At 60.0% G+C, this 12,194-nt stretch carries 16 protein-coding genes; 5 read left to right on the top strand and 11 right to left on the bottom strand.

The genetic code is table 11. The annotated features are described in order from the left end of the window. The first annotated feature begins 5 nt into the window (after positions 1–5). Positions 6–776 (top strand): 3-hydroxybutyrate dehydrogenase, encoded by a 771-nt coding sequence (locus ACI2KS_RS09930; RefSeq protein ID WP_404619589.1) that lies wholly within the window; start codon positions 6–8, stop codon positions 774–776. A gap of 139 nt (positions 777–915) precedes the next feature. Here the strand turns inward: ACI2KS_RS09930 and ACI2KS_RS09925 are convergent, their stop codons facing one another. After that, complete coding sequence (locus ACI2KS_RS09925) at positions 916–2,082, bottom strand: PilT/PilU family type 4a pilus ATPase (protein ID WP_404619587.1); 1,167 nt, start codon at positions 2,080–2,082, stop codon at positions 916–918. 197 nt (positions 2,083–2,279) lie between these two features. On the opposite strand from ACI2KS_RS09925, the gene ACI2KS_RS09920 reads away from it, so the two are divergent. Then, positions 2,280–2,555: a peptidylprolyl isomerase gene (locus ACI2KS_RS09920; RefSeq protein ID WP_404619585.1), complete on the top strand. Its 276-nt coding sequence runs from the start codon at positions 2,280–2,282 to the stop codon at positions 2,553–2,555. A gap of 116 nt (positions 2,556–2,671) precedes the next feature. Here ACI2KS_RS09920 and ACI2KS_RS09915 read toward each other — a convergent pair whose 3' ends face one another. From ACI2KS_RS09915 to ACI2KS_RS09880, 8 genes are all read right to left on the bottom strand, one after another. Continuing rightward, entirely contained in the window at positions 2,672–3,613 is a 942-nt protein-coding gene (locus ACI2KS_RS09915) for a sugar kinase (RefSeq protein WP_404619583.1), read from the bottom strand. A 12-nt stretch (positions 3,614–3,625) separates the two neighbouring features. Next, complete coding sequence (locus tag ACI2KS_RS09910; protein ID WP_404619581.1) at positions 3,626–4,831, bottom strand: amino acid deaminase; 1,206 nt, start codon at positions 4,829–4,831, stop codon at positions 3,626–3,628. Positions 4,832–4,890: 59 nt separating this feature from the next. After that, positions 4,891–5,655: an IclR family transcriptional regulator gene (locus tag ACI2KS_RS09905; protein WP_404619579.1), complete on the bottom strand. Its 765-nt coding sequence runs from the start codon at positions 5,653–5,655 to the stop codon at positions 4,891–4,893. Between the two features lie 150 nt (positions 5,656–5,805). Continuing rightward, positions 5,806–6,192, bottom strand: coding sequence for a RidA family protein (locus ACI2KS_RS09900; protein WP_404619577.1), 387 nt, complete (start codon positions 6,190–6,192; stop codon positions 5,806–5,808). 22 nt (positions 6,193–6,214) lie between these two features. Continuing rightward, the gene (locus tag ACI2KS_RS09895; RefSeq protein ID WP_404619575.1) at positions 6,215–7,006 is read right to left on the bottom strand and encodes an amino acid ABC transporter ATP-binding protein; all 792 of its coding nucleotides are present in this window, start codon (positions 7,004–7,006) and stop codon (positions 6,215–6,217) included. Next, on the bottom strand, positions 7,003–7,665 hold the full coding sequence (locus ACI2KS_RS09890; protein ID WP_404619573.1) for an amino acid ABC transporter permease: 663 nt from the start codon (positions 7,663–7,665) through the stop codon (positions 7,003–7,005). The genes ACI2KS_RS09895 and ACI2KS_RS09890 overlap by 4 nt, the downstream gene beginning before the upstream one ends. A 10-nt stretch (positions 7,666–7,675) precedes the next feature. After that, positions 7,676–8,338 (bottom strand): amino acid ABC transporter permease, encoded by a 663-nt coding sequence (locus ACI2KS_RS09885; protein WP_404619571.1) that lies wholly within the window; start codon positions 8,336–8,338, stop codon positions 7,676–7,678. Between the two features lie 64 nt (positions 8,339–8,402). Beyond that, positions 8,403–9,251 (bottom strand): transporter substrate-binding domain-containing protein, encoded by an 849-nt coding sequence (locus tag ACI2KS_RS09880; RefSeq protein WP_404619569.1) that lies wholly within the window; start codon positions 9,249–9,251, stop codon positions 8,403–8,405. Between the two features lie 906 nt (positions 9,252–10,157). Here ACI2KS_RS09880 and ACI2KS_RS09875 point away from each other — a divergent pair. Further along, positions 10,158–10,526, top strand: a complete 369-nt coding sequence (locus tag ACI2KS_RS09875) for an NUDIX hydrolase (RefSeq protein WP_404619567.1) — start codon at positions 10,158–10,160, stop codon at positions 10,524–10,526. Here the strand turns inward: ACI2KS_RS09875 and ACI2KS_RS09870 are convergent. Both ACI2KS_RS09870 and ACI2KS_RS09865 read right to left on the bottom strand, forming a co-directional pair. After that, positions 10,523–10,852 (bottom strand): hypothetical protein, encoded by a 330-nt coding sequence (locus ACI2KS_RS09870; RefSeq protein ID WP_404619565.1) that lies wholly within the window; start codon positions 10,850–10,852, stop codon positions 10,523–10,525. The genes ACI2KS_RS09875 and ACI2KS_RS09870 overlap by 4 nt on opposite strands. A 10-nt stretch (positions 10,853–10,862) precedes the next feature. Then, a complete protein-coding gene (locus ACI2KS_RS09865) occupies positions 10,863–10,991 on the bottom strand; it encodes a hypothetical protein (protein WP_404619563.1) in 129 nt (42 codons plus the stop codon). A gap of 289 nt (positions 10,992–11,280) precedes the next feature. Between ACI2KS_RS09865 and ACI2KS_RS09860 the strand changes: the two genes are divergently transcribed. Both ACI2KS_RS09860 and ACI2KS_RS09855 read left to right on the top strand, forming a co-directional pair. Next, entirely contained in the window at positions 11,281–11,436 is a 156-nt protein-coding gene (locus ACI2KS_RS09860) for a hypothetical protein (protein ID WP_404619561.1), read from the top strand. A 127-nt stretch (positions 11,437–11,563) separates the two neighbouring features. Further along, positions 11,564–12,194: ATP-binding cassette domain-containing protein (locus ACI2KS_RS09855; RefSeq protein ID WP_404619559.1), on the top strand; the 631-nt coding region annotated here is incomplete at its 3' end.

The raw sequence follows: 12,194 nt of genomic DNA, 5'->3' as shown, positions 1-12,194 counted from the left end.
CGAACATGAGTCTGCAAGGCAAAACCGCATTGGTCACCGGCTCCACCAGTGGTATCGGCCTGGGCATCGCGCTCACCCTGGCCAAGGCCGGTGCCAACCTGGTGCTTAATGGCTTTGGCGACGCATCGGCTGTGATCGAGCAGGTCAAGCAGTTCGGCGGCAAGGTGGGGCATCATCCGGCGGACGTCAGCGATGTGGCGCAGATCGCTGAGATGATCGCCTACGCCGAGCGCGAATTCGGCGGGGTCGACATCCTGGTCAACAACGCGGGGATTCAGCATGTGGACGCCGTCGAGGACTTCCCGGTTGAAAGCTGGGACAAGATCATTGCCATTAATCTGTCTTCGGTGTTTCACAGCACCCGCCTGTGCCTGCCGGGCATGCGCGCCAAGGGCTGGGGCCGGATCGTCAACATCGCCTCGGTGCATGGCCTCGTTGGTTCGACCGGCAAGGCGGCTTATGTCGCAGCCAAGCATGGGGTGATCGGCCTGACCAAAGTGGTTGGGCTGGAAACCGCCACCAGCAACGTGACCTGCAACGCGATTTGCCCGGGTTGGGTGCTGACCCCGCTGGTGCAAAAGCAGATCGATGATCGTGGCGCGCAAACCGGAGATATCGAACAGGCCAAGCATGATCTGCTGGCGGAAAAACAGCCTTCACTGGAGTTCGTCACGCCATCGCAGCTGGGCGAGTTGACGTTGTTCCTGTGCAGCGAAGCCGGCGCTCAGGTCCGTGGTGCGGCGTGGAATATCGATGGTGGGTGGTTGGCGCGATAACCCTACGCGCGCCGCCATCCTTGTCGGAGCCGGCTTGCTGGCGAATGCCGGGGATCGGTCACCATCGATGTGCCTGATCCGACGCATTCGGCAGCGAGCCGGCCCCCACAATGTGCAAGGCAGGGCGGTTTTTCTGGCCTCAAGCCCCCGGCTCGTCCCGCTCGTCGACCAGGCCCCAGTCCTTCACGTCCACCTGCGCGGCAGGCTGGGGCGCCTGGGGTGCGGTGCTGATTGCCGCCACCCCGCTTTCGGAATGCAGTTTCAGACGCAGACGCACGTTGTTCGCCGAGTCAGCGTTTTTCAACGCTTCGTCTTCAGTGATCGCACCTTCGACGGCCAGGTCATAGAGGGCGTTATCGAAGGTCTGCATCCCCAGGTTGGTGGACTTCTCCATGATGCCCTTGAGCTCGGTCAGCTCGTTGCGGTGAATCAAATCGCGAATGGTCGGCGTGCCGAGCATCACCTCAACCGCCGCACGACGCTTGCCGTCCCGGGTCTTGACCAGACGCTGGGAGACGAACGCCTTGAGGTTGTTGCCCAGGTCGTGGAGCAACTGCGCGCGCCGCTCCTCAGGAAAAAAGTTAATGATGCGATCCAGCGCCTGGTTGGCATTGTTCGCATGCAGGGTAGAGATCGCCAGGTGCCCGGTGTCGGCGAATGCCAATGCATGCTCCATGGTTTCCCGGTCGCGGATCTCGCCGATCAGAATCACGTCCGGCGCCTGACGCAGGGTGTTTTTGAGCGCAGCATGGAAACTGCGGGTGTCGACCCCGACTTCACGCTGGTTGATGATCGACTTCTTGTGTTTGTGGATGAACTCCACCGGATCTTCGATGGTGATGATGTGCCCGCTGGCATGGCGATTTCGATGGTCGATCAGCGCCGCCAGCGAGGTCGACTTGCCTGAGCCGGTGGCGCCGACGAACAGCACCAGACCGTGCTTTTCCATCACCACGTCGAGCAGGACCTTGGGCAGGTGCAGGTCTTCAAACTTGGGGATGTCGAGCTTGATGTTGCGCGCAACGATGGACACCTCGTTGCGCTGCTTGAAGATGTTGATCCGGAATCGGCCGATACCCGACAGGGAAAAAGCCAGGTTCATCTCAAGCTCGCGCTCGAAATCCTGACGCTGTTCGGTGTCCATGATGCCGTCGGCGATCAATGCCACGTCGCCGGGCTTGAAGGCTTCGGTACCCAACGGCTTGAGCACCCCGTTGAACTTGGCGCAGGGCGGTGCGCCTGTGGAGAGATAGAGATCCGATCCGTCCTGGGTGGCAAGAACCTTCAACAACGCCGGAAAATCCATAAGTCACACCGCACATTAGGTTTAAGAAGACTGCAGATCGACGCTACTGATATAGCCTGTAGCTGCGACCATCGACCCGTACCAACGTTCGCCACAAGGCAAGCAGCTCGACGTTTGTCCGATCAAGGTGAAGGAAATTACCTGAATTAACGCCGCAAGGGCATAATGCGCGGCTTTTTTATCGAGGTGCCGTGTTCATGAAAGCCCAAGCCCGTCACATTCTGGTCAAGACTCTGGATGAGGCCGAACAGCTCAGGCAACGTATCGCCAAAGGTGAGGCGTTCGACGTGCTGGCAAAGAAATACTCCACCTGTCCGTCCGGCAAGCGCGGCGGCGATCTGGGCGAAGTACGGCCAGGCCAGATGGTTGGCGCAATTGACCAGATCATCTTCAAGAAGCCGTTGCGGACCGTGCACGGGCCGGTCAAAAGCAAGTTCGGCTACCACCTGGTGCAGGTGTTTTACCGGGATTGACCTGCCTGTCCCAGAACGGGCCCCATACATCCTGTAGCAGTCCGGCTTGCCGGCGGCAGTGGCCGTCAGTGCTCCACCGCCGCCGGCAAGCCGGACTGCCACAAATCAGTGCCCCCTCAGCTTGGCATCGCACTGCGCGGGATCACCGCTCCCGGATGCTGGATCACCAGACTGGCCAGGCGGTGCCCGGCATCAGCCGCTTGCTGCGAGCTTGCGCCACGCAGGCGCTGGGCCAGATACGCTGCACTGAACGAGTCCCCCGCCGCCGTGGTATCGATGACCTTGTGCACCGGATGGGCCGCAACTTCGTGGCACTGATCCCCTGCGCGCACCAGACAACTCTGCGCCCCGCGCTTGATCACCACCTCGGCCAGGCCAAGGTCTCGGTAGGCCGTCATGATCTGCTCGCTGTCGGCATAACCGAACAGCGCCTGCTCGTCTTCCTCGGTCAATAATGCAACATCGACTTCGTGCATTATCGTCCGATACGCCTGGCGTGCCTGATCCACGCTGCGCCACAGGCGCGGCCGATAGTTGTTGTCGAACACCACGCGCGCGCCCCGGTCCCGAGCATCACCGAGGGTCGACAACAGCCGCGCGCGGCCCACTTCACCCAAGACGGCCAAAGTGATGCCGCTGAAATACAGCACGTCGTATTCAGGCAGCGCCGCCAGGACCGGCTCAGCGGCGGGCGTGGTGAAGCACTCACGCACGGCCGCCTCATTGCGCCAGTACAGGAAACGACGCTCACCGTTGGCATCGGTCTGGATGCAGTACAGCCCCGGCAAACGCCCGGGCAGCCGCTGCACCCGGCTCAGGCCAATGCCTTCCTCCGACCACAGCGCGCACATGGCATCGCTGAAACTGTCATCCCCCAGCGCCGTGACATAGTCCACCTGCGCCGCCGAACCCAGCAGGCGCGACAGGTACACCGCGGTGTTCAGCGTATCGCCGCCGAAGCTCTGCTTGAGCGTACCGTTGGCGTGCTGCTGCAACTCGATCATGCATTCGCCGATCAGGGCAACCCGTGGATGGCTGTGACTCACAAGCTCGCTCATCGCAGGCTCCCGTCAGAAACAGGTGTCGAAGGATTCGATGACGCTCAGGTCGTCATTGACCAGACACCCCGTGCGCCATTTGTCGAACGTCAGGCAAGGGTGTGAGGTGCCGAACGAAACGATGTCACCCACCTGCAGCTCGCAACCCGGGGCCACCGTCATGAATGCGTGCTGATCCATGACCGCGGTCACCTTGCAGGCGCTCACATCCTCGCCCAGGGCTGGCAACACACCGGCCTTGTAGCGTTTGATCGGATTGGGCATACCGGCATCGAACGCCACATCACGCTTGCCCAGCGCGATCACCGCAAAGCCAGGCTCGGGCATCGATTGCACATGAGCCCAGACCTCGAGCGCCGGTTGCAGGCCTTCGGTCAGGTCATGGCGACGCTCCAGCACACAGCACTGCGCCTGCTTGTAGATGCCATGGTCATGAACCACATAGCTGCCGGGGCGCAGCACGCTCAAAAAGCGCTCGCGCACTTGTTGCTTGTCGAACTCTTCAGCGATCAGGTCATACCAGGCGGAGCCAGAGGCAGTCACGATCGGACGATCCAGCGCAAACGCGCCCTTGTCCTGCAAGGTCACCGCCAGACGCACCAGAGATGCGGCGAACTGACGAATGCCACTTACCGCCTGGTCGCCATGAATCACGCCTTCGTAGCCTTCGATGCCAGTCAGCTTCAGCGCCGGCTGCGCGGCAATCGCATCGGCCAAGGCCATGACCTGCTCTTCGCTGCGGCAACCGCAACGGCCGCCGACCACGCCATACTCGATCATGACGTTGAGGTGCAGCCCTTCGCCGGCAAAGAACTCACCCAGCGCCTTGACGTTATCCGGGTGGTCGACCATGCAGTGGAAGTCGAACATCGAGTCGCTGAGCATTTGGGCAATGATCGCCATGTTCGGCGTGCCCACCAGCTGGTTGGCCATCAACACCCTGCGAGCGCCGTGCACATAGGCGGCACGGGTCTGTACAGCGGTGGCCAGGGTCATGCCCCAGGCGCCGTGCTGCAACTGCCGCTGAAACAATGCCGGGACCATGCTGGTCTTGCCGTGGGGCGCAAGCTCCGCACCGCTGTCGCTGACGAATTTCTGCATCCAGCGCAGGTTGTGCTCCAGCGCTGAGTTATGGATCACCAGCGCTGGCAGGCTGACATCCAGTACCAGCTGGTCGCCTGGTTGGGTGGCGCCCTTTTCTACTGCGGCAATGCTCATGTCTGTTCTCCGGATTGCTTGTTCTTGTCGGGGTAACGAAGCGATGGATCGCTACCCGGTTAATCGTTGACCCGACGGGCCAGGCCGTTGGCGCTGTCGATCAGCACGCGTCGGTAGTCGTCGAAGTGAGTGATGGCGTCGGCGCGCGGAGCGACGATGCACAACGTCGCGATGCAGATGCCTTGCCTGTCCTTGACCGGCGCGGCAAAGCAGTGGGTGAACGTATCGGCGATGCTGTTGAACGAGAAAAAGCCTTCATCGTGGGCCTTGCGAATCTCGGCAAGGAAGGTCTCAAGCGGCAAGCGCTGACCATCGGGGAGGATGAAGTCGTCGTGATCGATCAGATCGATGATTTCCTGATCACTCAGGTGCCCGAGCAGCAAGCGACCGGAGGCGGTCCAGGGGATGGGGGCATCTTCACCGATGTCCGAGGAAATCCGGAAATGCCGGGCGCCTTCCTTCATCAGCGCCACGGTGTACTTGCGGCCGTTGAGCAGACACATCTGCGCCGTCTCGCGGGTCCGCTCGACGATCTCGCACAGACTGACTTCGGCCTCACGGGTGAAATCGAAATGACGCAAATGCGCTTGCCCGAGAAAGTACAGCTGCCGGCCCAGATAGACGTGGCCGTCCTTGCCCACGGTTTCGAGGATGCGCCGCTCCAGCAAAGAGCCGACCAACTCATAGACCGTCGATTTCGGGCTGCCGATGCCACTGGCGATTTCATTCGGGCGCAGCGGCGTGCCCTTTTCCTTGAGGAAATCGAGAATATCGAACGCACGGTCCAGACCACGGGCCCGGCGTTTGATGGTGTCTTCGGTCATAGAAGCAGTTCCAAGCTAAGCGGCGCGGGTGCATAACGCACCTTTAGCCTTGAAAAAACAGGCGCCAGTTTCCAGCTGCAAGCTTCACGCTGCAAGTGCCGCGACAACGCGATCAAGCTTGCGGCCTGGCGCTTGAAACTTGCCGCTGCTTCACTTCTTCTTGTACGCGATGCAGTCGATCTCGACCTTGCAGTCGACCATCATGTTCGCCTGCACACAGGCGCGGGCCGGGGCGTGCTCGGGCTTGAAGTACTCGCCGAAGACCTTGTTGAAACTCCAGAAATCCCGTGGGTCTTCCAGCCAGACCCCGACACGGACGACATCTTCAAGGCCATAACCGGCTTCGGTGAGGATGGCGACCAGATTCTGCATGGTCTTGTGGGTCTGCTCGACGATACCGCCGTTGATGATCTCGCCATTTTCCGCCGGCACCTGACCGGAAACATGCAGCCAACCGTCAGCTTCTACAGCGCGTGCGAAAGGACGTGGCTGGCCGCCACCTGCGGTGCTACCCGCGCCGTAACGAATAATGCTCATGAAAATCTCCTTTGATTGAGCGTTAGAAACGAATGTTTTTGAGGAATTCTGTCAGGCGCGCCGATTTGGGTTGCTCGAACAGCTCCTTGGGCGGGCCCTGCTCTTCGATGCGCCCCTGATTCATGAAGACGATCTGATCGGACACCTCATAGGCGAAGCGCATTTCGTGGGTGACCAGGAGCATGGTCATGCCCTCCTCGGCCAGGCCCTTGATCACGCTGAGCACTTCACCGACCAGTTCCGGGTCCAGTGCCGATGTCACCTCATCGAACAGCATCAGGCTGGGGTTCATGGCAATGGCACGGGCAATCGCCACCCGTTGCTGTTGCCCACCGGAGAGTTGACCGGGGTAATGGTTGCGCCGTTCAAGCAGACCGACACGCTCAAGCCATTTTTCCGCCAGGGCGACGGCCTGATCCTTGGGCAGCTTTTTAACCTTGAGCAAACCGAGGGTCACGTTCTGCAACGCCGTCAGATGCGGAAACAGGTTGAACTGCTGGAATGCCATGCCGGTCATCGCCCGGTGCTGGGCGATGAGCTTCTCCGGGTGGCGTACGCGCTTGCCGCTGACATCGCTGTAGCCGATGTCCTGGCCTTCAAGGCGGATATGCCCGCCCTGAAACTCTTCGAGCAGGTTGACGCACCGCAGCAGCGTGGTCTTGCCAGAGCCACTGGAGCCGATCAGGGTCACCACGTTGCCCTTGTTCATCTTCAGGTCCACACCCTTGAGAACTTCCACAGGGCCGTAGGACTTGTGCAGCCCTTCGATGCTCAGCAACGCCGGAGCGGCGGTCGCGGTTTGAGTCTGTGTCATGGCAAGGCCACCCGTTTTTCGATTTGCCGCCCAAGAAGCTCGATGGCGTAGTTGATGACGAAGAAGAGAAATCCGGCGAACAGGTAAAACTGCAGGGTCATGAAGTTGCGCGCGATCACCTGCTGGGTGCTGAGCAGCAATTCGGCAACGCCAATCACCGAAAGCAGGGTCGATGCCTTGACGATCTCGGTGGACGAGTTGACCCAGGTGGGCAGGATCTGGCGCAACGCCTGCGGCAGCAGCACATAGCTCAGCGATTGACTGAATGTCAGGCCTATGGCCTTGCCGGCTTCCAGTTGCCCCCGGGGGATGGCCTGCAATGCACCCCGCACGATCTCCGCGACGTGGGAGCCGCAGAACAGCGTCAGGCCCAGGGCACCGGCTTGAAACGCGCTGATCTGCCAGCCCATGGCCGGCGCCATGTAAAAGCAGGCCAATACCAGAACGAACACCGGCGTGCCGCGAATCAGGTCGACGTAGCAGCGAAACGGCAGGCGCGCCCAGAGCTTGCCGTAGGTCAGGTTCAACCCGGCAAAAACGCCAATCACGGTGCCCAGCACAATCGCAAGGCCGGCACATTGCACACTGGTCATGAAGCCTGACCAGAGCGCTTCACGGGCAATCCACAATTCATGCAACCAGGTAGGTTGTTCGTACATGTCCAGCCTCCTAGCGGCGAATCGCCAAACGCTGCTCGAGATAGCGCAGCAGCATGGCGATGAGATAACAGGCCGCGACATACAGCGCCGTGGTCACCAGCCAGGTTTCGATCACCCGGTAGCTTTCGACGTTGATCTTGCGCGCGTAGTAGGTCAGTTCCGGCACCGCGATGGCCGCTGCCAGCGAGGTATCCTTGAACAGCGAAATGAAATTGTTCGACAACGCCGGCAACACATTGCGCAGCATCACCGGCACCACGATGTAAGCGCGAACCTGCCACTCGCCCAGACCGATCGCCAACCCCGCTTCACGCTGGCCCTTGTGAATGCTCAAAAGACCTGCGCGAAACACCTCGGTCAGGTACGCCCCGGCATACAGCGACAGCGTGACGATAAACGAGGGAATCTTGTCCAGACGAATGCCCAGGCTCGGCAAGGCGAAATAGATCAGCAGGATCAATACCAGAATCGGTGTATTGCGCACCACCGTGACATAAACCGAGGCCACCACACGCAGTGCGCGGTAGCGGGACAGCATTGCAAACGCCGCCATCAGGCCGATCACGCAACCGATGGCAATGGAGATCAACGCCAGTTCAAGGCCCAGCCCCAATCCCGCCAGCAGGCTGGGGAAGTCCCGCCAGACCGCTGCAAAGTTCAACTGATAGTTCATGGTCAGCAGCACCTGGGACGGGAAGACACCACGGCCTTCCCCGCCCCATCAATTGCGGTTGGCGTTATTTGTATTCCATCGGGAAACCAATGGCCGGAGTAGGCAGATCCACACCGAACCATTTTTTGAACGATTCTGCGTACGCCGGGAATTCGACACCGGTCATGGCTTCATGCAGCGCGGTGTTGACGAAGTTCAGCCAGTCCTGATCGCCACGCTTGACGGCGCAAGCGTAGGTTTGCGGGCTCCAGGCAAAGGCTGGCGAGCGATAACGACCCGGGTTCTGCACCATCAGGTACTTGACCGAGGACTGGTCGGTGGCCGCCGTGTCAGCGCGCCCGGAGTTGATGGCCTGATACATCAGGTCAACGCTGTCGTACTGGTCGACCTTGGCCTTGGGCAGCGCCTGATGCACCAGTTCCTCGGCGTAGACGTTCTGCAGCACGGCAACGGTAACGCCGTCACCGGCGGCCTTCAGGTCATCGATTTCCTTGTACTTGCTGTTGGCCGGTAGCAGCAGCGCCACGCCTTCGCGGTAATACGGCAGGGTGAAGGCGACCTGCTGGGCGCGGCTGGCGGTGACAGTGATGAACTGGCAGCTCATGTCCACCTTGTCGGTGAGCAGATTGGGAATTCGCGCATCGGACGACTGCACCACGAATTCGACCTTGGTCGGGTCATTGAACAAGCCCTTGGCGACGATGCGTCCGATGTCGATATCGAAACCCTGCAATTTGCCGTCGGCTCCCTGGAAGTGCCAAGGGGCGTTGGTGCTGCCGGTGCCGACCACCAGATGGCCGCGCTGCAGCACGCTGTCGAGCTTGCTGTCGGCCGCTTGAACCGAGGTCGCCAAGGTGGCTGTTGCCGCCAGAACAAACGCACAAGCTTTCAAAAATGAAGGTCCGCGATGCATGTGATGAACTCCGCCAAGAATTAGTTTATTCCGCTATACCGGAACCGAGTATGTAACAACGGAATGAACAGCAGAAAGTGTGCCACACAACGCATCGCGAAAAAAAGCGCCAAAAAAGCTCGGGATATCAGCTAGGTAGATCTTATGGCGGCGGCGTTGCGTTTGGCTGGGCATGGGAACCCGCTACGCTTTGCCACAAGCACTGGGTATAGAGGCCCCACTGCTGTGCGCAACGCGCCATTAGTGCGCAGACCCGCCCTTAGACGCGGCGCACAGGTGCAAAGCCTCAGACCTGAGGCCATCGCCTGAGGCTGCACGCTGGTGACTAACGACCGCTCGTCACCTTGACGGCACATTGGCACCCACGCCAATGCCCAAAATGCAGACAAAAGCGTCTTTCCCACCCGGAGACCGCCATGCGCACACCAAAGCTTGTGAATCCCCTATTTGCCGCAATGCTGATGTTTGGCTGCGCCGCATCCATCGCCGCCGATCAGTCAGGCGGCTCCTCCTTGCCACCGGGGATCAATCCCGCCTCGCCTGCAGGAGGGAACGGGGGTGACGCTCAGGGCTACGACAAAAAACCGGTCAACCCTGCGCCCCCTGGCAGCGAGAAAGCCAAGGACGCTCAGCCGCCAGCCAAGCATCCCGTGAAGCACAAAAGCACTCATCAGCCTCCCACCCCGAAAAAGGCAGACCCTAATAAACAGTGACAGGTGGGCACCTTGGCGCTTGCTCACCAAGGCCGGAGGTTGCCACGCTTGAAGGAACGTCGGCCGAGGTGGCCGAAACAGGGAACATTGGCACCGTAAATGCTTCAAAGCCTTTTATGAAGCTTTTGTGACGATCGCGTGACGATGCGACCAAACAACGCATCACACGAGTTGTACGGTGGAGGAACACCCAATGAAAGAACGAGCCACAGTGATTTGTCGGCGAGAAAATCAGATCTTGTATGTGCGCAAGCCCAAGGCGCGGTGGACGTTGCCCGGTGGCAAGGTCGAGGCCAACGAGTCTCCGGCGCAAGCAGCCGCCCGCGAGCTTCGCGAAGAAACCGGGCTGATTCTTGAAGAGCTGGCCTACATCACACGCTTCGAAGGCGGCGAAGTGCTTCACCATGTCTTTGAAGTGTCCGTCACCTTTATCGTGACGCCGGTGGCGAAGAATGAAATCGCAGACTGCAAGTGGTTCACGGCCAAGGAACTCAATGCACTCAAGGTAAATCCGGCGGCCAAATCGATCGTGAAGGCGTTTTTGAACGATGCGATCCCCTAGCCGGTTGTCGAGCGGTTCTGCGCCAGCGCACAGCGACGTGGATGCATCAGGCTTTTGAACGCGGCACTGACCGACACCCATATCAACGCCAGTGTTCCTGTTGCGACTCCGGCCTTGTGCTCGCGCAACACGCCCAGTTGCTCTGCCGCCGCTGTATACGTCATGACACCAACGAGAACCGCCGCCACTGCGCTGGAGCAGGAAGTGGCGATGATCATCGCGTGGGTCAGATCGGGCGTTTGACGGTAAAAAGCGGCACTGCCCAGATAAAGCGCGATCAGCAGTACGCTGGTGAAAAACGAGTATTCAAACTGGCCTGCGCTCATGTTGCAGGCCTCAGGTATCGCGCGACCGCAGGGCATGCAGCGCGAAAGCGGCCCCCAGTACTGCGCCTACCGCCGAGCTGCCCAGCCCCGGACTGACCATGTTGGCGAATGAGGCAGAGCCGGCGGTGAGGACGATCATTCGAACGTCCATCAAGCGAGAAATGAGTGGCCGCGAAGTCGAGTGACGTGTGCGTTGAACTGGCATTGGCGGATCCGTCCATGGTGAATGAGCGAGGGCCTCAGTGGGCCGATCAGTTGCCAGGAAGTCTGGAACGGCTGTTGTCTCTTCGCAATGGCGGGACGTCAATTCCAGACGTTTCCTACATCGAACCATTGGGTCCACAGCAAGGCTTGATCGCATTGATGTGTTCGCGCAGACCAACGTCGGGATGTGGATCAAGCCGACCAGTGTTACAATCGCGCCTTTCATGTCTGCAATGAGCGCACTGGAGATCTGCCAGCGCCGCCAACACGACACGCACTGCACCTACGCGACCATGCACCTGTGGATTGGAACGAACCTGGCGTTCAGTGCCAACCCGCCTGAAGATGGCGTCGAGATACTGCTTTTCACCTATGCCTGATGCCCCAGCTCTGCCTCAACCGGAAGGCGGCGGAGCAGCTGTCGATTCGAGTTTGAATCGGCCCGAAATGGCCCGAGGATGAAGGCGACCACCTCATACAACCTTGTAATTCAAGCAGGATAAGTAATTGATTTCCACAGCAAACATCACCATGCAGTTCGGCGCCAAACCGCTGTTCGAGAACGTTTCGGTCAAATTCAACAACGGCAATCGCTACGGCCTCATCGGCGCCAACGGCTGTGGCAAGTCGACCTTCATGAAGATCCTCGGCGGCGACCTGGAGCCTTCTGGCGGTCAGGTCATGCTCGAGCCGAACGTGCGCCTGGGCAAGCTGCGCCAGGATCAGTTCGCCTACGAAGAATTCACTGTCATCGACACCGTGATCATGGGTCACGAAGAGCTGTGGAAGGTCAAGGCCGAGCGCGACCGCATCTACTCGCTGCCGGAAATGACCGAAGAAGACGGCATGGCCGTGGCCGAGCTGGAAACCGAGTTCGCCGAAATGGACGGCTACACCGCCGAATCCCGTGCCGGTGAACTGCTGCTGGGTCTGGGCATCCCCCTGGAACAGCACTTCGGCCCGATGAGCGAGGTATCGCCAGGCTGGAAACTGCGCGTGCTGCTGGCCCAGGCCCTGTTTTCCGATCCGGAAGTGCTGTTGCTCGACGAACCGACCAACCACCTGGACATCAACACCATCCGCTGGCTGGAAAACATCCTGACCCAGCGCAACAGCCTGATGATCATCATCTCTCACG

This window comes from Pseudomonas sp. NPDC087358, assembly GCF_044900785.1.
In the GTDB taxonomy this organism is placed as follows: domain Bacteria; phylum Pseudomonadota; class Gammaproteobacteria; order Pseudomonadales; family Pseudomonadaceae; genus Aquipseudomonas.
This window is presented reverse-complemented; position numbering and strand designations above follow the sequence as displayed.